The 20,648-nt window shown below is 41.3% G+C and carries 21 protein-coding genes; 10 read left to right on the top strand and 11 right to left on the bottom strand.

Translation table 11 applies throughout. The annotated features are described in order from the left end of the window. Nucleotides 1-83: 83 nt before the first annotated feature. Nucleotides 84-701: a ribonuclease HII gene (locus Q0K96_RS00415; protein ID WP_297332057.1), complete on the top strand. Its 618-nt coding sequence runs from the start codon at nucleotides 84-86 to the stop codon at nucleotides 699-701. 1 nt (nucleotide 702) lies between these two features. Here the strand turns inward: Q0K96_RS00415 and lipB are convergent, their stop codons facing one another. Next, nucleotides 703-1,416 carry a lipoyl(octanoyl) transferase LipB gene (lipB, locus tag Q0K96_RS00420; protein ID WP_297332058.1) on the bottom strand — a complete coding sequence of 238 codons (714 nt, stop codon included), beginning with the start codon at nucleotides 1,414-1,416 and terminating at the stop codon, nucleotides 703-705. A gap of 133 nt (nucleotides 1,417-1,549) precedes the next feature. Between lipB and lysS the strand changes: the two genes are divergently transcribed. After that, a complete protein-coding gene (lysS, locus tag Q0K96_RS00425; RefSeq protein WP_297332059.1) occupies nucleotides 1,550-3,241 on the top strand; it encodes a lysine--tRNA ligase in 1,692 nt (563 codons plus the stop codon). A gap of 49 nt (nucleotides 3,242-3,290) precedes the next feature. On the opposite strand, the gene Q0K96_RS00430 is transcribed toward lysS, so the two are convergent. Beyond that, the gene (locus tag Q0K96_RS00430) at nucleotides 3,291-4,904 is read right to left on the bottom strand and encodes a S8 family peptidase (RefSeq protein WP_297332060.1); all 1,614 of its coding nucleotides are present in this window, start codon (nucleotides 4,902-4,904) and stop codon (nucleotides 3,291-3,293) included. Between the two features lie 207 nt (nucleotides 4,905-5,111). Here Q0K96_RS00430 and Q0K96_RS00435 point away from each other — a divergent pair, with 207 nt between their 5' ends. Both Q0K96_RS00435 and Q0K96_RS00440 read left to right on the top strand, forming a co-directional pair. Further along, on the top strand, nucleotides 5,112-5,543 hold the full coding sequence (locus Q0K96_RS00435; RefSeq protein ID WP_297332061.1) for a hypothetical protein: 432 nt from the start codon (nucleotides 5,112-5,114) through the stop codon (nucleotides 5,541-5,543). An 83-nt stretch (nucleotides 5,544-5,626) separates the two neighbouring features. Further along, nucleotides 5,627-5,992: a hypothetical protein gene (locus Q0K96_RS00440; RefSeq protein ID WP_297332062.1), complete on the top strand. Its 366-nt coding sequence runs from the start codon at nucleotides 5,627-5,629 to the stop codon at nucleotides 5,990-5,992. A gap of 65 nt (nucleotides 5,993-6,057) precedes the next feature. Here Q0K96_RS00440 and Q0K96_RS00445 read toward each other — a convergent pair whose 3' ends face one another. The 4 genes from Q0K96_RS00445 to Q0K96_RS00460 all read right to left on the bottom strand — a co-directional run bounded on the left by Q0K96_RS00445 (nucleotide 6,058) and on the right by Q0K96_RS00460 (nucleotide 11,332). After that, nucleotides 6,058-8,355: a T9SS type A sorting domain-containing protein gene (locus Q0K96_RS00445; protein WP_297332063.1), complete on the bottom strand. Its 2,298-nt coding sequence runs from the start codon at nucleotides 8,353-8,355 to the stop codon at nucleotides 6,058-6,060. Between the two features lie 140 nt (nucleotides 8,356-8,495). Further along, on the bottom strand, nucleotides 8,496-9,035 hold the full coding sequence (locus tag Q0K96_RS00450) for a DUF4136 domain-containing protein (protein WP_297332064.1): 540 nt from the start codon (nucleotides 9,033-9,035) through the stop codon (nucleotides 8,496-8,498). 68 nt (nucleotides 9,036-9,103) lie between these two features. After that, on the bottom strand, nucleotides 9,104-11,092 hold the full coding sequence (locus Q0K96_RS00455; protein ID WP_297332065.1) for a urocanate hydratase: 1,989 nt from the start codon (nucleotides 11,090-11,092) through the stop codon (nucleotides 9,104-9,106). A 63-nt stretch (nucleotides 11,093-11,155) separates the two neighbouring features. Then, nucleotides 11,156-11,332, bottom strand: a complete 177-nt coding sequence (locus tag Q0K96_RS00460) for a DUF5522 domain-containing protein (RefSeq protein ID WP_223052945.1) — start codon at nucleotides 11,330-11,332, stop codon at nucleotides 11,156-11,158. Between the two features lie 31 nt (nucleotides 11,333-11,363). On the opposite strand from Q0K96_RS00460, the gene Q0K96_RS00465 reads away from it, so the two are divergent. From Q0K96_RS00465 to Q0K96_RS00475, 3 genes are all read left to right on the top strand, one after another. After that, on the top strand, nucleotides 11,364-11,687 hold the full coding sequence (locus Q0K96_RS00465; RefSeq protein WP_297332092.1) for a hypothetical protein: 324 nt from the start codon (nucleotides 11,364-11,366) through the stop codon (nucleotides 11,685-11,687). Nucleotides 11,688-11,763: 76 nt separating this feature from the next. Then, complete coding sequence (locus tag Q0K96_RS00470) at nucleotides 11,764-12,246, top strand: DUF1761 domain-containing protein (protein WP_223052944.1); 483 nt, start codon at nucleotides 11,764-11,766, stop codon at nucleotides 12,244-12,246. A gap of 60 nt (nucleotides 12,247-12,306) precedes the next feature. Then, the gene (locus tag Q0K96_RS00475; protein ID WP_297332066.1) at nucleotides 12,307-13,449 is read left to right on the top strand and encodes a GNAT family N-acetyltransferase; all 1,143 of its coding nucleotides are present in this window, start codon (nucleotides 12,307-12,309) and stop codon (nucleotides 13,447-13,449) included. A gap of 14 nt (nucleotides 13,450-13,463) precedes the next feature. Here Q0K96_RS00475 and Q0K96_RS00480 read toward each other — a convergent pair whose 3' ends face one another. Both Q0K96_RS00480 and Q0K96_RS00485 read right to left on the bottom strand, forming a co-directional pair. Next, nucleotides 13,464-13,880: a cupin domain-containing protein gene (locus tag Q0K96_RS00480; protein ID WP_297332067.1), complete on the bottom strand. Its 417-nt coding sequence runs from the start codon at nucleotides 13,878-13,880 to the stop codon at nucleotides 13,464-13,466. 17 nt (nucleotides 13,881-13,897) lie between these two features. Beyond that, on the bottom strand, nucleotides 13,898-14,794 hold the full coding sequence (locus tag Q0K96_RS00485; protein WP_297332068.1) for a diacylglycerol kinase family protein: 897 nt from the start codon (nucleotides 14,792-14,794) through the stop codon (nucleotides 13,898-13,900). An 81-nt stretch (nucleotides 14,795-14,875) separates the two neighbouring features. Between Q0K96_RS00485 and Q0K96_RS00490 the strand changes: the two genes are divergently transcribed. Together Q0K96_RS00490 and Q0K96_RS00495 are read left to right on the top strand one after the other, a co-directional pair. Then, a complete protein-coding gene (locus tag Q0K96_RS00490; protein ID WP_297332069.1) occupies nucleotides 14,876-15,844 on the top strand; it encodes an App1 family protein in 969 nt (322 codons plus the stop codon). Between the two features lie 76 nt (nucleotides 15,845-15,920). Continuing rightward, nucleotides 15,921-16,214, top strand: coding sequence for a hypothetical protein (locus tag Q0K96_RS00495; RefSeq protein ID WP_297332070.1), 294 nt, complete (start codon nucleotides 15,921-15,923; stop codon nucleotides 16,212-16,214). A gap of 50 nt (nucleotides 16,215-16,264) precedes the next feature. On the opposite strand, the gene Q0K96_RS00500 is transcribed toward Q0K96_RS00495, so the two are convergent. Beyond that, nucleotides 16,265-18,178 carry an ATP-binding cassette domain-containing protein gene (locus tag Q0K96_RS00500; protein ID WP_297332071.1) on the bottom strand — a complete coding sequence of 638 codons (1,914 nt, stop codon included), beginning with the start codon at nucleotides 18,176-18,178 and terminating at the stop codon, nucleotides 16,265-16,267. 53 nt (nucleotides 18,179-18,231) lie between these two features. Between Q0K96_RS00500 and Q0K96_RS00505 the strand changes: the two genes are divergently transcribed. Beyond that, nucleotides 18,232-18,624 (top strand): DUF983 domain-containing protein, encoded by a 393-nt coding sequence (locus tag Q0K96_RS00505; protein ID WP_297332072.1) that lies wholly within the window; start codon nucleotides 18,232-18,234, stop codon nucleotides 18,622-18,624. On the opposite strand, the gene Q0K96_RS00510 is transcribed toward Q0K96_RS00505, so the two are convergent. Continuing rightward, nucleotides 18,614-19,654, bottom strand: coding sequence for an FAD-binding oxidoreductase (locus tag Q0K96_RS00510; RefSeq protein ID WP_297332073.1), 1,041 nt, complete (start codon nucleotides 19,652-19,654; stop codon nucleotides 18,614-18,616). The genes Q0K96_RS00505 and Q0K96_RS00510 overlap by 11 nt on opposite strands. 62 nt (nucleotides 19,655-19,716) lie before the next feature. Beyond that, nucleotides 19,717-20,643 carry a gliding motility protein GldN gene (gene gldN / locus Q0K96_RS00515; RefSeq protein WP_223052936.1) on the bottom strand — a complete coding sequence of 309 codons (927 nt, stop codon included), beginning with the start codon at nucleotides 20,641-20,643 and terminating at the stop codon, nucleotides 19,717-19,719. Nucleotides 20,644-20,648 lie beyond the last annotated feature (5 nt).

Here is a 20,648-nt window from a genome sequence, read left to right on the forward strand (position 1 = left end):
TTAAAATCATTCTACGTATGTTAATTTTTTAGTTCACACCATAATACATAGATTTGTACGTTAAATATGCAAAGCGGGTTTTTATGCTGTTACTTAATCATTCGGGGTTTAAATATGAAACAGGCACAGACGAGGCAGGCAGGGGTTGTCTTGCAGGGCCTGTTACAGCAGCAGCAGTTATATTACCGCCTGATTTTGAAATGGAACAGCTTAATGATTCTAAGCAACTAAGTGAAAAGACACGTGACAGGTTGCGCCCGTTAATTGAAAAAGCCGCGCTTTGCTATCATGTAATCAATATAGAACCCGCTATAATAGACGAAATCAATATACTTAACGCTTCTATATATGCTATGCAGGAATGTATTAAAGCGCTTAACCCGGTTCCTGAATACATCATTGTTGATGGTAATCGATTTAAACCTGTAAGTAATATTCCGCACAGTTGCATTGTTAAAGGCGACAGCAAATACCTCAGCATTGCCGCTGCTTCTGTCCTTGCTAAAACTTACCGCGATGAGTATATGAATAAGATACATGAAGAATATCCGATGTATAACTGGAAAAGCAACAAAGGATATCCTACAGCCGAGCATCGTGAAGCTATCCGCAAATATGGCACTACAAAATACCACCGCATGTCTTTCCGACTTTTGCCGGAGCAACTTGAGCTCGAGTTCGGTTCAGAGAGTTTACTATAATCTATTTTTCTTCTTCCTGTACTAAATATGCTTCAAAAAGCATGCTAAAGTGACGCAGTATCTTATTTTTAACATCACCCTCATCCACATAGTCCCTGCCGAGTTCAACATTTAAGGATGTTACCCCTTTCCCTCTTATCCCGCATGGAATGATATTATCAAAGTAGCCAAGGTCGGCATTTACGTTAAAAGCAAAACCGTGCATGGTAACCCAGCGCGAAGCCCTAACACCCATAGCGCATATTTTGCGGGCAAATGGCGTGCCCACATCAAGCCATACACCTGTTTCACCTTCACTCCTTCCGGCTGTTAAGCCATAATCGGCCATGGTTAAAATTATACATTCTTCAAGCAGACGAAGGTACTTGTGTATATCTGTAAAAAAATTCTCAAGGTCAAGTATCGGGTAACCCACAACCTGCCCCGGGCCATGATAGGTAATATCTCCCCCGCGGTTTATCTTATAAAAAGTGGCTCCTTTTTCTTTAAGCTGCTCTTCATTAAGCAGCATGTTTTCCGCATCACCGCTTTTGCCCAGCGTATACACATGCGGATGCTCTACATATAAAAAATAGTTTGGTGTAGCTTGTTCTGTGCGTTCCCTCCTGTTCTTTATTTTTACATCGAGTATGCCTTTAAAAAGTTCTTCCTGGTAATCCCAGGTTTCTTTATAGTCTTTCCTGCCCAGGTCTTTATATAAAACGGTTTTATTCATTATGAGTAATATGAAACACAAAGATACTAAAAGTTTAAGCCACGGTTACATTTAACAGGCAGTGCATTACAAAATCCAAATTGCTTATTTCTTAATATTCACTATCTTTGCGGGCTTATAAACAAAAATAATCATGCAGCTTTCAGAACAAGAAATCATTCGTAGAGAAAAACTGGATGCGCTCAGGAAACTTGGCATCAATCCGTATCCCGCTAACCTTTTCCCTGTAGACCATACTGCCAAACAGGTGAAAGAAGATTTTTCTGAAGGCAAAAAGGTGGTTGTAGCAGGCCGTATCATGAGTTTCCGCATACAAGGCAAGGCATCATTTGCCGAGCTTCAGGACAGCACCGGCCGTATTCAGCTTTACCTGAACCGCGACGAAATTTGCCCTGGCGAAGACAAAACTAAATACAACGAGCTTTTTAAAAAACTGATAGACCTTGGCGACTTTATTGGCGTTGAAGGCGAACTCTTTACAACACAGGTAGGCGAAAAAACCATTAAGGTTACCGATTTTTCGCTGCTAAGCAAAACACTCCGCCCATTGCCATTACCTAAAACAGATGCAGATGGTAAAGTGCACGACGGCTTTACCGACCCTGAGCTGCGATACCGTATGCGCTATGTAGACCTTGTGGTAAATCCGCAGGTAAAAGAGGTATTTGTAAAGCGTACCAAGCTTTTTAATGCAATGCGCAGCTTTTTTAACGATAAAGGTTATTTTGAGGTAGAAACGCCAATATTACAGCCCATTCCGGGGGGCGCGGCAGCAAGGCCGTTTGTAACGCACCACAACTCACTGGATATTCCGCTATATATGCGTATTGCTAACGAGCTTTACCTGAAAAGGCTTATAGTTGGCGGTTTTGACGGTGTTTATGAATTCTCTAAGAACTTTCGTAATGAGGGTATGGACAGGACGCACAACCCTGAGTTTACCGCTATGGAAATATATGTAGCCTATAAAGACTACAACTGGATGATGGAGTTTACCGAAAAACTACTTGAGCATTGTGCCATAGCCGTTAATGGTACTACAGAGGCTACTTTTTGCGAGCATAAGGTTGACTTTAAAGCGCCTTATGCTCGCGTTACCATGACCGATGCCATTAAGCAGTTTACAGGTTTCGACATTACCGGAAAAACAGAAGAGGAAATATTTGAAGCTGCCAAAGGCATGGGCATAGAGGTTGATTTAACTATGGGCAAGGGCAAGCTGATAGATGAAATATTTGGCGAGAAATGCGAGGGCAACTTTATACAGCCAACCTTTATTACCGATTACCCTAAAGAGATGAGCCCGCTTTGCAAAGAGCACCGTGATAACCCTGAGCTTACAGAGCGTTTTGAGCTTATGGTATGCGGAAAAGAAATTGCGAATGCCTACAGTGAGCTTAATGACCCTATTGACCAGCGCGAGCGTTTTGAGGCCCAGCTTAAGCTAAGCGAACGCGGCGATGTTGAGGCTGCACAATTTATTGACTCTGACTTTTTGCGTGCACTTGAATATGGAATGCCGCCAACATCGGGACTTGGCATTGGTATGGACAGGCTTATAATGTTCTTAACCAATAATCCGTCGATACAGGAAGTGCTTTTCTTCCCGCAGATGAGGCCGGAGAAAAAAGGCCCTGAATTAAGTGAGGACGAAAAGGCTATTGTAGAAATACTTAAAGCCAGCAGCCAGTTAGCACTTGATGCACTTAAAAATCAGGCCGGGCTTAGTGGTAAAAAATGGGATAAAGCCTTAAAAGGCTTAACATCTAACGGAATTGTAAAGCTTGTAAAAACCGATACTTCGTTAGAAATACATATGCTTTAAATATGATATTTATAACAAAAAAGGCTGCCGAATCAGGCTGCCTTTTTTGTTATTGCTTTATGATGCGTTTTGTGTAGTGTTTGGAGTTGGTTTTTACCTCAACAATATAAACACCGCTACCTAAGTCCGAAAGGTCAACATCTGCATTACTAACTACTTTATCTGCACTATAAACCACCTGCCCTAAAGTGTTATAGACATTAATTTTAAAATCTATGCTATTTTCTTTAACCATAATCGTTAGCTTATCACTTACCGGGTTAGGGAATAGCTGTAACACATCATCCGCTGCATAGTCGCGACTGCTTAAAAGGTTAGCGTTTATAAATGCTATTGCCGCCTGCATATCAGGCAGCGGGCCTATGGGTTGCGACTGGGTTAAGAAGCCCTGCTGTATTCCTGTCTGTACCAGTATGTCCCTAATTTGCTGGCTGGTTAAATAGTTACCGGTTTTATCATAATAATACGATTGCAATACCACGGCGCATGATGCCACTATTGGCGTTGCAGCACTTGTTCCGCTAAACAGGGTGTAATACTGGTTAAAATCATTACCTATGGCAAACAAATCGCCATATCCTGTGGTCATAACATTATAGCCCCATGCCTGCACATTAACCCTGTCGCCATACGTACTGAAACCTAACCTGTCATGGTTAGTATCATACGTTCCTGCGCCAACTATTACAGCGCCACTGTCACCTCTGTTATTATATTCTGCAAATGCTGTCGAGTTAAGGTTCTGGCTACCGTTTCCTGCTGCGGCAAGTATTACAATGCCTGCATCTGTGGCTGCTTTGGTTAAATCCCACACTAACGGGTCATATTCAGCTGGGACAAAGTCAAATTCAGAAAATGCCGGTACCTGCATCTCATAAATAATTACATCACCTGCATCAGAACCGGCTATTGCCTGTGTAATAGCATAGATACGGTTATATCCGTTTTCAATTGTCCATTCAGGATACAACACCGCCTCCTCAGCCTCGTGTGCCATACCGCTGATACCGTAAGTACCATGATCGGCATAAACCACCCCAATAACTGCTGTACCATGCTCTGTAAACGCTACAGTTGCATCTGGGGAAACAGTCATTCCCTCAGCTATAGAAACGTTCTTTTCACTCAGGTCTTCGTGGTTTACATTTACACCATATTCTATATCCCTCACTTTAACCCCGGAGCCTGCGTAGCCCAAATCCCATGCATACTGCATATTTACACCCGGGTTGCCCTGTATATATTCCTGAGAGAAGAAATAGTCGGGCGTAATGGGTAAAATATCAATAGGAGGCTTTACAGGCTGTCTTTCCTTAATGGCATAAGTTATACCCGGCAAGGAGGTAAGTTTATTTAAAACATCGTCAATAAAAGCGTCATCTTTACCGGTAAAAGTAAGCTTATATATTCTGTTCAGCTTTTCTACCGACATACTGTTTCCATGAATCTTTTCTGCCTGTTGTTTAAGGTAGTCAAAACGGTCCTGCGGCATTTGTATCGCCTTTTCCACAACAGCATCAGCAACTTCTGTAACAGGCTCTAAAATCTGCCTTACAGACACATCAGCTTCATTAAGGCAAACATAAACCGAATGCTTATTAACTTGCTGTGCAGTACATATACAAGCTGTCAGTAACAGTAATGTAAATAAGATATTTTTCATAAGTCTTTTTCACAAATCTACAAAACAGTAACAAATATTTAAATATCTTATATTTGGTTTTGATAATATTTACCTACATGGATAATATACATCCATAATTCATTCTGCTTCACTTCAAAAGCATTTCCAAAAAAAATTCATATAACATTAATTAAACCTTTTGTTTTGTTTAACGTCTTATTACTATAATCGTAAAAAATCAGAATTATGAGAATGTTGATGTTAGTATTGGTTATGGCTCTCGGGCTTACTGCTAATGCCCAGGAAAGAAGAGGCGAACACAGGGAAAGGCTTACACAAGAGCAAAGGGTTGAGCTGCAACTGAAAAAAATGACACTTGCGCTTGACCTTAATGAAAAACAACAGGCGGAAGTTAAAAAGCTGCTTACAGAGAAAAGCAAAAAGCATGAACAGGCAAAAGCTGCCGTAAAAGAGCGTAAAGAAGAAGGCACAAAACCTACTGCGGATGAGCGTTATGAAATGCAAAGCAAAAGACTTGATGATGAAATTGCAATGCAAAAAGAAATGAAGAAAATACTTACGCCGGAGCAGTATGAAAAATTTAAAGAGATTAAAGAAGACCGTAAGGAAAAAATAACCGGAAGAGCTAAAAAATATAAAAACCGTGAGAGGCGATAAAAATTTCAATGTTAAAGTTTTGTTGTGTTTTAATTTTTAGTTAGATTTGGATTCATAAACACTAAACAAATATTAGTTTTACCATGAAAAAAATAATTGCTGTATTCGCTATGATGCTTGCCTTTGGCTACACCGCCAATGCGCAACAGAAAAAAGTTGCCACTCCTGCACAACAGCAGGAAACCATTGATAGAGAGGCGCTTAAAAAAGCTGTAATGAAAGACATAACTACTCTCTCTGAAAATATGGAGATTTCTGACAGTCAGTTAACAAACCTTAAAGGCCTTTTTGAGTATAAGCACAAGGCTCTTGCTGATAAAACCCTTAGCAAAGAAGAAAAGGATGCTATTTCTGATGCCATAGAAGCAAAATTAAGGGCCGGTTTACCAAAAGACCAGGTTGGTAAGCTTGATGAAAGCCCTCAGCTTCTTTACCAGTTAACCCACTAAGAAGTAACAATATTAAAAAAGGCTGCCCAATCAGGTAGCCTTTTTTTGTTATAAGTAAGTATTTATTACTCTTTTACCAGTTTCTCTACGCTACTTCCTTTTTCAGTGGTTGCTTTCACGAAGTAAACACCCGATTGCCTTTGGGTTATATCCAGTGTGGCTGTGTGGCTTACCTGCAACAGCCTGCCCTGCATGTCATACATTTCTACTGATTCTATATCAGTTCCTGCTGTTATGGTTACTATGCCTGTTGCAGGGTTAGGATACAGCTTTATGCTGTTGTCTTTTGTACGGATGCCGCTGCTCAGGGTTTCAAAAGTGGTCACGGCTTCATTGGTCTGGATGGGCCAGTTGTAATCGAAGTAGATGTTGGCCTGTTGTGCCACATCATCGTTTACCTGAAGGGTATTGTTTGTTTTTATTTTATATATTACGTTGCCTTTGCCGCCATTGGCTGCCAGGTTGATGTCACCAAAGTAGAATTCCAGTTCATTACCACTAAGGCGTGTTTCCACATCGTGGCTGGCATAGAGCAGTTGCAGGGTACTTAAGTCGAACTGTTCGGGGTTTAGGGTGTTCTTAACGGCGATAAAGGTAGCCGGGGCGTTACCGGTATTCTCGAAGTTGATGTTGTAGTGCAGGTACTCTCCTATCAGCTCAGGGGCTACGCTTTCGCCTTCCAGGCAGGTAATGTCATTGGGGTCATAAGAGCCGGTCACTATCTGGTTCAAGTTAAAGGTGTTATCTGCCGGGGTTTCGTCCCCTGCTGTTGGGGTAATGGTTGCGGTAAAGTTCAGTATATCATCAATATTTACGGCCGGGGTTTCCATTGGGCTGTTTACATTCAATACTGCTGCTACCTGCCTGCTTTCAAAGGGTTGCAGGTTGCTGTAGTTCCAGCTTATGGTACCGGCTGTATCTGTACCGCCATTATTAGCACTTATAAAGTCTAAAACGGTATCATCGTAAGTCAGGGTTATAGCGCCTGAGAGTTCCTGGTTACCTTTGTTTTTAAAGGTTACGGTATAGTAGGCGTCAAAGCCTGGCTGGGCGCCGCCTGAAGCTACTACAACTTCAAGGTCGGGGTGTATGCCGTTTGCCGTTACGCAGAAGTTTTGGGTATTGGTGCTATTGTTATTATCGGGGAAGTTTATTGTACTTAAAGATGGATTTATAGTAAACCAGTCGCTGTTTTCGATATCCGGGGTTAGTGTGAATGTGCCGGCCCCTGAATAAAAATTGTATGTTCCTGAATTGTTACTGAATACTGAAAATTCTTCTTCATTTTCGGTAACAATATCTAAACGGGTATTCGTAATTATATTGTCGTTTGTGTCACAACCGTTATTGTCGGAATCATAAGTAAAATTCCCGGTTATTGTATTATAATCGCCTCCGGGCATAAAATCACAGTAAGAACTTATATAAATACCAGGATCATTTAATACTGCATCGGAGAACAGGCTTTCATTACCTTCATCTATGCATATATAAACAGGCTGGATATTCGCATACTCAATAATCACATCAAATGACTCATAACTGCTTATACCGTTTTTTAAATTTAAAGTCCTGAAAGGAATAGAGGGTACAGAAACGGCTTCATCATAACTCAGAAATAAAGTATTTAAGGCGGTACAGCCACTAAGGTCAATACCGTTAATAGAAGCTATTCCACTATTTAAATTTAAGTTTAAATCCGTTAAAAGCGGCTTATCCCCTAACATTAAAAAACCTCCGCTTATTGGAAAAACTATCGAGAGGTAACTTAAATTAGTATTAGCAGTTAAGTCTAAATTTACTCCTGTATAATTTAAACTTAGGCTGTCTAGATTTGGTAGCTGGCTGAAATCAATATTTATATAAGAATCCGAGATATTAATCTCTGAAATATTAATTGATCCTGACACATCTACTAGAGTTGTACTATCACCACTTTCTTCAATATAAGATAGTGTTATCTTCTCAAGAGCAGTTAAACCACTGATATTAATATTATCTAAAGAATTACATTCAGTTAATGTTAAGTCGCTTAATTGACTAAGTGCAGTAAAATCCATTTCTGGAACCTCATCTGCCTGATATATTGTCAATTCAGTCAAATTAATAAAACTTTCAATTCCCTCAATTGAAAAAAGAGGGTCAGTCATGTCAAAGTCAAGATCCAGTTCATAAATAGCCAGAGCCTCGCTAACCTGTATCTCATTATCCTGGTTGGCATTAATAAGGATTGTTTGCCCTGCACTGTTTTTTCCTTGAGCTGCCAACAAATAGGCTTTGAATTCAGCATCCGGAATAGTTACAACCTGTGCGTTTAATCCTGTAAATATTAAAAGCAATAAAAAGAGTAATTGTTTTCTCATGTCAATTTTATTTTTGGAAGGTTTTAACCTGCTAATATAATACTATATTTCTTACACACTGAATTTACGGATGTTAACATTCAGTTATTCATAAAAAAAGCCCCTGCAAAAGTAGGGGCTGTAATTCTAATATTATACTATTATTTTTTTAGCGGAGGGTACTCCTTTAATATCTTGGTAACAAATTCATTAATCCTTTCCTGTTTTTTCTCCCTGTCCAGCGTTAATACACCGGTACCTATACCCTGCCACACCAAATCTTTTTTAGCGGCATCTATAATGTCTATATACAGCGTGCCCTCGGTAGATGTATTTACAGTGGTATAGTTACCTCCCCACATCCACGGGTTCCAGCCCCAACCCCAGCCCCAGCCGTAGTTGTAGCCCCAGTTGTTTACATTTACCTGCTCGTTAGAGCGTGTAAACAGGTTTATCAGCATATCCGGGTTTTCGCTTTTGGCGAACCCCTTTCGCTGCATTTCGGCATCTATGGCACGCATAATGCGTTTTTTATCAAGGTCAGATATTTCAGCCTTATCTATGCCTTCTTTAAAAAAAGCATAGGTTTTATAGCGGCTGAAATCGGCGGCATCATCATAATCGGAAGCTACGCGAATGGAGCTGCACGATGAAACAAGGGCCGTTATGAATAGTACTGATAGCAATTTTATTATTTTCATAATCCCAAAGTTAATAGTTTACATAGCAAATATGCACCAACAGCCAACAATTAACGAAGGGTTAACTATCAGCCTAACAGGGCATCATCTACTTTATTGGGCAGTGTAACTTTGAGGAGCGGCTGGCTGTCCATTGCACGTTTAATAGCAAATATAGCCTCGTCGTTCCTTGCCCAGCTCCTGCGGGCAATACCGTTATTAACATCCCAGAAAAGCATTGATTCTAAGCGCCTTGATGCATCTTCAGAACCATCAAGAACCATACCAAAGCCCCCGTTTATAACCTCTCCCCAACCTACGCCGCCGCCATTATGGATGCTTACCCAGGTTGCCCCGCGGAAACTGTCTCCAATAACGTTGTGGATAGCCATATCGGCTGTAAAACGCGAGCCGTCATAAATATTACTTGTTTCGCGGTAAGGCGAATCGGTACCGCTAACGTCATGATGGTCGCGGCCTAAAATTACAGTGCCAATCTCGCCATTCTTTATAGCCTCGTTAAATGCCTTTGCAATGTTGATGCGCCCTTCAGAGTCGGCATACAGTATGCGCGCCTGGCTGCCCACCACAAGTTTGTTTTGCTGGGCACCTTTTATCCAGCGGATGTTATCTTCCATCTGCTGTTTTATTTCGGCAGGTGCTGTTTTAGCCATTTCTTCCAGTACTTTGCTGGCAATTTCATCTGTTTTTTGCAGGTCTTCCGGTTTGCCCGAAGCACAAACCCAACGGAACGGCCCAAAGCCATAATCAAAACACATTGGCCCCATTATATCCTGCACATAGCTTGGGTACTTAAAGTTGATGCCGTCTTTTGCCATTATATCGGCCCCGGCACGTGATGCCTCCAGTAAAAATGCGTTGCCGTAATCAAAAAAGTAAGTGCCTTTTGCTGTATGTTTGTTTATGGCATCGGCTTCGCGGCGCAGTGACTCCTGTACTTTTTCCCTGAAAAGCTCCGGGTTTTCGGCCATCATATCATTAGCCTCCTCAAACGAAAGCCCAACAGGATAATAGCCCCCTGCCCACGGGTTATGCAGAGATGTCTGGTCGCTGCCCAGGTCAACATAAATATCTTCCTCATCAAAGCGCTCCCAAACATCTACAATGTTACCCTGATAAGCTATAGAAACCACTTCTTTATTCTCTTTAGCCCTGCGCACTCGGGTTACAAGTTCTTTTATATCAGTAACCACCTCATCTACCCATCCCTGGCTGTGGCGCGTGTGTACTGCCTTTGGGTTTACCTCTGCACAAACAGTTATACAGCCTGCAATGTTTCCTGCTTTGGGCTGAGCGCCACTCATTCCGCCTAAGCCTGATGTTACAAACAACTTACCGTCCAGCCCTTCTCCGTTCTTAGCTATTTTCCTGCCGGCATTAAGCACGGTAATGGTTGTGCCGTGCACTATGCCCTGCGGGCCTATGTACATATAGCTGCCTGCCGTCATTTGTCCGTACTGTGTTACGCCCAGCGCATTAAATTTCTCCCAGTCGTCCGGTTTGGAGTAGTTGGGTATCATCATACCGTTGGTAACCACCACACGCGGGGCATCTTTATGCGAAGGGAACAACCCCATAGGGTGGCCTGAGTACATAACAAGCGTTTGCTCATCTGTCATCTCGCTCAGGTATTTCATGGTGAGCCTGTATTGCGCCCAGTTCTGGAATACCGCCCCGTTACCGCCATAAGTAATAAGTTCGTGCGGGTGTTGCGCCACGGCATAATCCAGGTTATTCTGTATCATCAGCATTATGGCTTTAGCCTGTTCTGACTTGCCCGGATATTCTGATATTGGCCTTGCATACATTTTATAATCAGGCCTAAGGCGGTACATATAAATACGCCCGTACTTTTCCAGCTCTTCACTAAATTCTTTTACCAGTTCGGCATGGTGCTGCGGCTCAAAATAACGTAACGCATTACGCAGCGCAAGCTTCTTTTCTTCTGCCGATAGTATTTCTTTACGCCTCGGTGCATGGTTTATGTCGGTTTCATACGGTTTTGGCTGTGGCAAAACCGACGGAATACCTTCCTGTATCTGTTCCTGAAATGTCATTTGTTTTATTGGTATTTAGGCTGGCATGCGCAATCATATTAGCTTGCGGTGCACACATAACTGTTACTTTTTCTTAATTTCACCTTTATTTTTGTCGAAACCATAAGGGCAGTGCCGGCAACCGCTCTTGCAGCAGTAGCCGCGCTTTAAATGGTATTTTTCGGTAAAAACTTTATAGCCTTCGGGCGAGAGGTAATAATCTTCGCCTTCAGTTAATTTATCAGGTTTTTGGCTGTACATGCCAACAAATTTATGAACTTTACAATTAATGATAATAATAACATCTAAATATTTAATACCGAAAGGATATGCAGCAATGGCGCTGTTTCCGTTTCTGCTGCTTAAGGATAAAAAATACAGCAGTAACCAGGTGCTGCTCCAGCATGAAAAAATTCACTTTCGGCAGCAGGCGGAATTACTTATCCTGCCTTTTTATATCTGGTATATAACTGAATATGTAGTACGGCTGGTTATTTACAAAAACCATTCTTCGGCATATAAAAATATTAGTTTTGAGAGGGAGGCTTACGCCAACGAAAACAATACAGGATATCTTAAAAACAGAAAGCCGTACAGCTTTTTTAAATTTATCTGATTTGTTAATACTTTCTTAAAAACCAAGACCATAAATTTATAAATTTGCTGTAATAACCCACACAAAATCAATTAATATGAATTTTACAGCAGTACTTGTAGCCGCACTGTGCACCCTGCCGGTAGGCTTTATCTGGTTCAACCCAAAGGTGTTCGGCACCATCTGGATGCGCGAAAGCGGCATGACCGAAGAAAAAGCGAAAACAGCCAATATGTTCAAGGTTTTCGGGTTTGTAATACTCTTTTCTATCATGGCTGCATTTGTAATACAGTTTCTTGTAATACACCAACTTGGCGCACTGGGCATGGTAGGCGGGCCGGATCTTGCCTTAACAGCAAAACCTTCTTACAACGAATTTATGACCGACTATGGCCATGCCTTCAGGACATTTAAGCACGGCATGCTGCACGGGTTCATGTCGGGGCTTTTCCTGGCACTGCCCATTATTGGCACAAATGCCATGTTTGAGATGAAAAGCTGGAAATACATTTTTGTAAATGCCGGCTATTGGATTGTGTGCTTTACCCTTATGGGCGGCATTCTTTCTGCATGGGAATAAAAAATAACTTTTACCTTTGGCATCTCCCTGTTTGTGGAGATGCTTTTTTATTAAAACACCTTGGGTAAATATAGCTATAGCATATACAACAGCACATCGGTACTTCCTGACGAATGGGATAGTATTGCGCACGAAAACATATTCCTTTCACGTAATGGGCTGGCGGTTTTAAAAAAAGCCCCTCCTGCTAACATGGAATGCCATTTTGTGGGGCTGTTCAGCAATGGCAAGTTGTGCGGTATAGCCCTGATACAGTATTTAGATCTTGCCCGTGTGGCTACTTTTAAAAACCGGGAGCGCTCTTTTTGCCTTAAAGATTACCTTATCAGGAAGTTTTCTTCGCACGTGCTGTTTATCGGCAATAATACCCTTACAGGGCAAAATGCTTATCTGCTTAATAAAGAGATTAGTGAGACAGAAGCGCTTGCCCTTTTGCAGATGGCAATGCTTAATTTAAAAAAAGAATATAGTAAAAAAGGAAAGCGCATACACCTGCTGGCAGTAAAAGATTTTAATGAAAAAGAAATGCCTGATTTTGAGGCTGCGGGTTATAACGGTTATTATAAATTCTGCACACAGCCTAACATGATCTTTACCATACGCCCCGGGTGGCAATCGGTAGAAGACTATTTATCAGAACTCAATACTAAATACCGAACACAGCACAACCGCGCACGAAAAAAAGCAGCCGGCATAACCAAAAAGAAGCTTAGCCTCTCAGAAATTTCAGCATTAAACGCGCGGATACATGAGCTGTATCTTACTGTTGCAGACAAAGCCGCATTTAATACCTTTTACCTGCCGCAACATCATTTTGAGATAATGAAGCAGGAACTGAAAGATAAGTTTCGGTTTTACGGTTACTTTGAGGGAGAAAAGCTGGTTGGGTTCAACACCCTGATTAAAAATGGCCATGATGCAGACACTTACTTTTTAGGGTATGATGAAGAAATCCAGAAAGAGAAAATGCTGTACCTTAATATGCTGTATGATATGGTTGCCTATGCCATAAAAAAAGAATTTAAGCATATCATTTTTGCACGCTCTGCCATGGAAATTAAAAGCTCAGTAGGCGCCACGGCCGAAGAAGTATTTGGTATTATAAAACATACCAACCCGCTGCTAAACTTTTTCATGCAAAAGCTTTTTACTTATTTCGACCCAAAAGTGGAATGGAAAGCGCGAAATCCGTTTAAAACCTAAAGCGACCCGCCTTTTTACTGCTGATTATCTTCAAACCATTTTACTATAGAAGGCATATTTCTTTCGAAACCTCCGGGTATAAAAAAATTCAATAACCCTGCCCTGCTATCTGTTTTGTTGGCAAAATCATGCATAGTTCCTGCCGGTATCCTTATAAAACTACCTCTTTGAGTTTCTATCCACTCTTCACCGATTAATATGGAGGGCTTGCCTTCAAGAACATAAAAAATCTCATCATTATTTTCATGTAAATGGGCTCCGGGTCCGTCACTTTCCGGTTCAAGCCACCATTCAGATACAGAATAACCACAATCAGTCTCCTCTTCATCGGCTTTAAATACAGCCTTCATGAATCCCATATCATACTTGCGGCCTTCATCAGGCCCAAGTACAATAGCCTGCTTGGTCCCACCGGTGTTATCTGTTGTCATAGTTAGAGAAACTAAATTTACTTAATTTGATTATCAGACGGAACGGCAACCTTCATTTGCTTGTGTAGTATCTTTACATGCAGCCTGTCTTCTTCGCCATAAAATTCGCCGTCAATCTGAAAGCTTACCGGCTTATCAGTTACAATAAGTGCTTCTTCTGTACTGATAATTTCCACATCTTCATTATCATCAACAGGTATGTTGCCTGCCAGTATTTTACCTATTGTAATTATATCAAGGCTTTTTAATATTATTATCTCAAACTTACCGTCATTAAACTTACCGATAGGATTTATAGTTACCCCTGTACCGTAGCGGTTAGTATTGGCTATTACCACCATCCGCGCTTCTGAAGTTGTTTTCTTGCTGTTGGCTTCTATGGTAATCCAGAAAGGATCATCCAGGTCAGTCAGGGTGTTGATAATCTGTAATGCATAACCCAGCTTACCGCGCACCCGCCCGCTTTCATAGTTTTTTATAAGCGCTGCATTAACACCAAGGTCGCTAAGGTGAAGGCTCTTTTTGCCATTTATATCTACTATATCCATTTCTATATACTCGCCTTTGCAGGCTATGGCAAGGTTCTCTTCAATAGTTTTAGGAAGGTTAAGATCTACCGAAAGTCCGTTTGCAGAGCCGGAAGGCAGTACACCTATAATTACATCTTTATGCCCAAGCGCCTCGGCAACCATCTTTATGGTACCATCGCCTCCGGCTACCAGTATGCGCTGCGGGTTGTGCTCGTCAAAAAGTTTTTTTATCGCTTCTTCATCGGCTTCGCCGGTTGTTTCATATTCAATAAGCGTTACCTCCTGCCTGGCGGTAAAATCTTTAACCTGTTGGGTAAGGTTTGCTTTGTCCTGCCCCCCTGCTATAGGGTTAACTACGAGTATAAACGTATCCTTTGGCTTCATCTTAACTTTTTGAATAGAGAAATTTCGAATAAAAGTAAGTAAATTGGATGGTGAAATATCTTATGAAATATATAAATTTTAATGAAGCCGATTTTAAAGTTATACCGTGGCTATGCAAACGAACAGGAACTGATTGTTTTTGGACATGTTTTTAAGCCCAATACTGCCAATGACTATGAGTTTGAGAAAAGGCGTTTTAAAAATGCCCGCTCAATAATCAGGATGTTTATGGTAAGCACCATACCCAATGCAGATGTTTACCTTGAGCACAACGGGCAGGTTATACACACCAAGGCTTTAGCAGACGGTTATTTTAAATTCTGCATACCGCTAAAGCATGAAATAGGCCACGGCTGGACCGATTATTATGTGAGTATATACCATAACGGCGAAGAGATACGCGAGAAAGGATCGTATATAAGGCCATTTAAAGGCGATTTAGGCTTCATTTCTGATATTGACGACACTTTCCTTGTCTCACATACCCGAAACTTCTTTAAAAAGCTTTATATACTGTTATGGAAAAACGTAAACGACAGGCGGCTGTTTGAAGGTGTGGTTCCGCATTACCAGGCACTAAGCACCGCAGGGAGGAACAACAAAGAAGAGCGGAATGCTTTTTTTTATGTATCGAGCAGCGAGTGGAACCTGTACAGCTTCATTGTAAAATTCACTAAAATACACGAACTGCCCAGGGCGGTTATGCTTCTTAAGGATATAAAGACCAGCCTTGCCGATTTTTTAGTGACAGGGCGCGGCAACCACAACCATAAATTTGACAAGATAAAGCACATACTGGAATTTTATCCCCATTTAAAATATACCCTGCTGGGCGATGACAGCCAGCACGACCCTTACTTGTATGAGAACATTTGTAAAATTTTCCCACAAACCGTTATAGCAGTGTATATAAGGCAGACAGGGCACAGCAAAAAACCGAAAGCTGTTACCGCGCTGCAAAACATAGAGTCGCTAAACATTGCTGTTTGCTATTTTAAGGAGAGTAATGAGGCTATTGAGCACTCCCGAAAAATAGGGATAGTTTCTTAAAATTTAGTTATAACCGCACGGCGTGTAAACCTAATTGTTTAATTTAGGAAATATTAACCATAAAGAACCTATAACTATGAGAAAAATGATGATGCTTTCGGGAGCTTTGGCAGCGTTACTGCTGGCATCCTGTAAGGATAAAAAAGAAGAGCCGGAAATGCCTGCTACACCACCACCGGTAGAAAACCCGGCACCGCCTGCAACGCCCGAACCTACTGTTAACACCACCGTTCCTGCAGAAGAAAATAATGACGGAACATCGGTAAACATTAACGAAGATGGTGTTAGCGTGCAAAACAAGGACGGCGATAAAGAAAATAATGTCACTATTTCACGTGACAAGAAAGAAATCCAGATAAAGACGGATTAAAAATATGGAGTTGCCTCAGGAAGTAATTAAACCTTGAGGCAACTCTTTTTTTATGCCTGCTCCAGTTCTTCCTGAACCTGCTCCCACTCTTCCAGCAGGGTATCAAGTTCTTTCTTTTTATTTTCATAAGCCGTAAAAAATGCGGCATCTGCCATCAGCTTTTCATAATCTGCCGCAAGGCGTTTATCATCATGCCGAATGTCATTCTCCAAGCTTTGTATCTGGCTCTCTATCTTAGACAACCTGTTTTGAAGCGTTTTATTTTTTTTCTGCTCTTCATAGGTAAGTTGCGGCTTTGCCTGCTTTTGGGCTTTATCCTCCTTAACCACGTCACGCTTTTCCACATCGCGCATGTTCTGCATGTTGCGCTGCTCAAGGTAAAAATTAATATCGCCTAGATACTCCCTTATCTTGTGGTCTTTAAACTCATAAACAATATTACTTAGCCCCTGCAGGAAATCCCTGTCGTGCGATACCAGCAGCAAAGTGCCCTCAAATTTGTTAAGTGCGGCTTTTAAAACGTTTTTAGACTTTATATCGAGGTGGTTGGTAGGTTCGTCCATCACAAGCACATTTATAGGCTGTAACAGCAGCTTACAAAGCGCAAGGCGGTTTCTTTCGCCACCTGAAAGTACCTTAACTTTTTTCTCTACATCATCTCCCCTGAAAAGGAAAGCGCCCAGCATATCCCTTACCTTGCTGCGGTTACTATCGTTAGCTGCGTTTGTCATAGTATCTAACAGGGTTATTTCACCATCCAGGTACTCGGCCTGGTTTTGTGCAAAATAACCAAGCTGAACATTATGCCCCAGCTTAATTGTACCTGTGTAGTCTATATCGCCTGTAATTGCCTTAATTAAGGTAGACTTACCCTGCCCGTTCTGGCCCACAAAAGCTATTTTACTGCCTCGCTCTACAAGCAGGTCGATATCTCTTAAAATGGTTTTATCACCATACTTTTTGGTAACATTTTCTGCCTCTACAACAACCCGCCCGGGAGTAACAGAAACCGGGAACGATATATTCATTACAGAATTATCATCTTCATCTACCTCTATACGTTCAACCTTATCAAGCTTTTTAATGAGTGACTGTGCCATTGAGGCTTTAGATGCCTTCGCCCTGAACTTTTCGATGAGCTTCTCTGTATGCTCTATCATTTTTTCCTGGTTCTTTTGTGTGGCAAGCTGCTTTTCCCTTATTTCATCGCGCAACTCAAGGTATTGCGAATAGGGTTTGGGGAAGTCATATATTTTTCCGAGTGATATTTCTATCGTGCGGTTGGTAACATTATCAAGAAACATTTTATCGTGCGATACGATTATCACAACACCGGGATAACCCTTAAGGAAATTCTCCAGCCAGATGATACTTTCTATATCAAGGTGGTTGGTAGGCTCATCCAGCAACAGCACATCGTTAGACTGTAAAAGTAACTTGGCAAGTTCTATACGCATGCGCCATCCACCCGAAAAAGTATCGGTAAGTTTGGTAAAATCTTCGCGCTTAAAACCAAGTCCTAATAGTATCTTCTCGGTGTCACCCACATAGTTATAGCCGCCAAGTATTTCATAATGATGCGTTACATCGCTAAGGTCTTCTATAAGTTTGCTGTACTCTTCGCTTTCATAATCGGTACGGGTAGCAAGCTGGTGGTTTATGTCTTCTATGCGGCTTTCAGCCCTCTTAATTTCTTCAAAAGCCTGATAAGCCTCATCAAGCACGGTGCGTCCTTTTACAAAATCAATATCCTGTTTCAGGAAACCAATCTTAACCTCCTTTTCGGTAGCAATAGTACCGCTGTCGGGTGCAATTTCCTTTGAGAGTATTTTAAGCATGGTAGATTTTCCTGCACCGTTCTTGCCCACAAGGCCTACCCTGTCGCCTGCCCCGAGCCTGAAAGTTACTTCTTCAAAAAGGTAAGTGCCACCAAATGAAACCGATAGATTATGTATGTTCAGCATTATGATTGTCCTATTAAAAGCGTAAATTTGAGGATATAAATTTCAATTTGCAAATGTTTAAAAAAGGATCTAAACTCTATAGTATTTTAACAGGAACCTGCCCGCGCTGCCAACAGGAAAGTATGTACATAGAAAAAAATCCGTACTACCTGAGCAAAGTGTATAAAATGCATGACAATTGCAGCCACTGCGGACTTCATTATAAAATAGAGCCTTCCTTCTTTTACGGAGCTATGTATGTAAGCTATGGGCTTGGTGTAGCCTTCAGCGTTGCAGCATTTGTTATTGCTTATGTTCTTATTGGCACAAGCCTTAAAACATCTTTCTTTGCCATTATAGGTACCCTTGTAGTCTTTATGCCTGTTATAATGCGGCTAAGCCGCAATATCTGGATCAATTTCTTTATAAGCTACCGTAAAGATGCAGATAAAAAAACTAAACCTTAAAACGGCTTAAGTTAACTTCTTTAGGTATGGGTACGGCATTTTCTATACTGTCAAACAAATGCTTTGCCATTGGCGGGCCCAACATAACACCACGTGTGCCTAAGCCGTTAAGCAAATGTATGTTATTGTATTTATGGTGTGTACCCACCAAAGGTTTTCTGTCGGTAACAGTTGGGCGTATTCCCGCAGTCTGTCCTATAATTTCATACGGGCAGGCAATAAGTTCTTCCAGTTTTTCAACAAGTTCAGCGCGCGCCTTTTCGGTTGGTACAGTAGTTTTGTCTTCCCATTCATACGTCGCACCAACTTTATAAATATCGTTACCGAGGGGTATCATAAATACATTCCCCTTTGCAATAATATCAAGATTAAGGCCGGGAGCCTTTATCAACAGCAATTCTCCTTTTGTACCGTTAAGCGGCAGATAATTAAAGTACGGATTATTTCTAAGCCCGAAACCTTCGGCAAAAACTATATGCCTGGCCTCAATACCTTTATAGCTAACGCTGTTTGGATTTAACTTTAATTCAGAGTAATCAAAATTTTCAACCGACAGCTTTGATTGCTCTGCCAAAAAGTTATAATATTTTTTTAAGAATAAGACAGTATCCATATAACCTGTACCGATAACCCTGCCAAAACCATAAGGCGCCGGGAGGCCATTATAGGTTGTATGCTTTACATCTGTATCAAGAAAAGGTTCTAATGCCGGCTTGTCTGCCGCCTGAAACCAGTTGTTCTGTTCTTCTACAGAAGCAAACTTTCGGTAAACCGGAATATCATGCATGAAAGAAACACCAAGCCTTTGCCCTATATACCTGTAAAACGGCATAATGAATTGCATGTGAGCAGCGGCATCCATAGGCAAATTGAGGCGCTTTAAAATTACAGGGTTATAAACACCACCCGCAACCGTTGTGGCACCACCGGATGTTTGAGTAATCACTACAAACTCTTTATTATTTAAAAAACAGGTTTCAGCAAAACTGATCCCGGCAAGGCCACCGCCAACTATGATAAAATCTTTCATGGGTACAAAAATAAAAAACTCTTACCTCGCGGTAAGAGTTTTTGTAGTATTATGAAGAATTATTAATAATTCCACATGTCTTGTTCAAAGTTGCGTATCTTATCTTTAATACGCTCAGACTCTAACAACTGCATTTGTGCGTTGTCTTTAAGGTATTCCTTAATAAGCCTGTCACCATAAACGTTTTCCTCTTTATAAATTACAGCACTAAAGCGCCTTGAGTTTAACAGGTGGTCAAAAGTAATAGGCATTGCAGAGTTTTTCTCGTTAAATGCTTTGTGGCGGTGCAGCACATCCCTCGCTCCCGGGTAAAACACCCAAAAAAGCTCGATAGGTTCAGCAGTATCACCCATACGCATTTTACTAAGAGCATCTACAGCAAGCGGGCAAATACCCAAAATCCTGTACTTAAGTTCGCCCTGCCTCTTATCAAAATACCACGTACCAACAATATTGTAAGCAGCAACGTCATTAGCGGTTACTTCCTGAGTATCAAAATGCTCAGCAGTAAGTACGCCTTTAGCTTTAAGTGCCTCTTCAGTTTCTCCCGGATAACGGTTAAGAACTTCAACACCATAGCTGTTTAGCATGCTAACGTAAAAGTTAGACTGTATCTCTTCAAGGGTTTTCTTTTGTGTAAAATAAGAATCAGCATACACTTCTGTAAGCGTACTGTCTTTTATAGCTGTAATAAGAACGTTGAAAAGCGATTTCCTGTCGTCTCCAATATTCTCTTCAACCGGGAAAAGAAGCGGGAAGTTAATCCTTTGGTTAAGGTCTATTGTCTCCCAAACTTTTTTGGCGAACAAAACATCCCTGTCACCCACGTAGCCGTATGGCAGCGGGTTATCATTATCCAACATTTCCTGCTCTGCAGTTTTTTGTCCGATCTCATCCGGCGTTTTAGCGTTTAGCAGGTTAGATTGTGCTGTAGCAGAACCTACACCAGCCAAAAACAATGCCGCTAATAAAAAACTTTTGCTATTCATATCTC

Origin of the sequence: Flavobacterium sp. (assembly GCF_024305175.1) — a bacterium.
In the GTDB taxonomy this organism is placed as follows: domain Bacteria; phylum Bacteroidota; class Bacteroidia; order Flavobacteriales; family Flavobacteriaceae; genus Flavobacterium.

Bases quoted from the DNA above. Each gene is read 5' to 3' on its own strand.
- Q0K96_RS00455 (WP_297332065.1), bottom strand. From the start codon at position 11,092: ATGACATTTCAGGAACAGATACAGGAAGGTATTCCGTCGGTTTTGCCA.
- lysS (WP_297332059.1), top strand. From the start codon at position 1,550: ATGCAGCTTTCAGAACAAGAAATCATTCGTAGAGAAAAACTGGATGCG.
- Q0K96_RS00440 (WP_297332062.1), top strand. From the start codon at position 5,627: ATGAAAAAAATAATTGCTGTATTCGCTATGATGCTTGCCTTTGGCTAC.
- Q0K96_RS00460 (WP_223052945.1), bottom strand. From the start codon at position 11,332: ATGTACAGCCAAAAACCTGATAAATTAACTGAAGGCGAAGATTATTAC.
- gldN (WP_223052936.1), bottom strand. From the start codon at position 20,643: ATGAATAGCAAAAGTTTTTTATTAGCGGCATTGTTTTTGGCTGGTGTA.
- lipB (WP_297332058.1), bottom strand. From the start codon at position 1,416: ATGAATAAAACCGTTTTATATAAAGACCTGGGCAGGAAAGACTATAAA.
- Q0K96_RS00450 (WP_297332064.1), bottom strand. From the start codon at position 9,035: ATGAAAATAATAAAATTGCTATCAGTACTATTCATAACGGCCCTTGTT.
- Q0K96_RS00505 (WP_297332072.1), top strand. From the start codon at position 18,232: ATGTTTAAAAAAGGATCTAAACTCTATAGTATTTTAACAGGAACCTGC.
- Q0K96_RS00445 (WP_297332063.1), bottom strand. From the start codon at position 8,355: ATGAGAAAACAATTACTCTTTTTATTGCTTTTAATATTTACAGGATTA.
- Q0K96_RS00430 (WP_297332060.1), bottom strand. From the start codon at position 4,904: ATGAAAAATATCTTATTTACATTACTGTTACTGACAGCTTGTATATGT.
- Q0K96_RS00500 (WP_297332071.1), bottom strand. From the start codon at position 18,178: ATGCTGAACATACATAATCTATCGGTTTCATTTGGTGGCACTTACCTT.
- Q0K96_RS00435 (WP_297332061.1), top strand. From the start codon at position 5,112: ATGAGAATGTTGATGTTAGTATTGGTTATGGCTCTCGGGCTTACTGCT.
- Q0K96_RS00495 (WP_297332070.1), top strand. From the start codon at position 15,921: ATGAGAAAAATGATGATGCTTTCGGGAGCTTTGGCAGCGTTACTGCTG.
- Q0K96_RS00485 (WP_297332068.1), bottom strand. From the start codon at position 14,794: ATGAAGCCAAAGGATACGTTTATACTCGTAGTTAACCCTATAGCAGGG.
- Q0K96_RS00415 (WP_297332057.1), top strand. From the start codon at position 84: ATGCTGTTACTTAATCATTCGGGGTTTAAATATGAAACAGGCACAGAC.
- Q0K96_RS00470 (WP_223052944.1), top strand. From the start codon at position 11,764: ATGAATTTTACAGCAGTACTTGTAGCCGCACTGTGCACCCTGCCGGTA.
- Q0K96_RS00480 (WP_297332067.1), bottom strand. From the start codon at position 13,880: ATGACAACAGATAACACCGGTGGGACCAAGCAGGCTATTGTACTTGGG.
- Q0K96_RS00490 (WP_297332069.1), top strand. From the start codon at position 14,876: ATGAAGCCGATTTTAAAGTTATACCGTGGCTATGCAAACGAACAGGAA.
- Q0K96_RS00510 (WP_297332073.1), bottom strand. From the start codon at position 19,654: ATGAAAGATTTTATCATAGTTGGCGGTGGCCTTGCCGGGATCAGTTTT.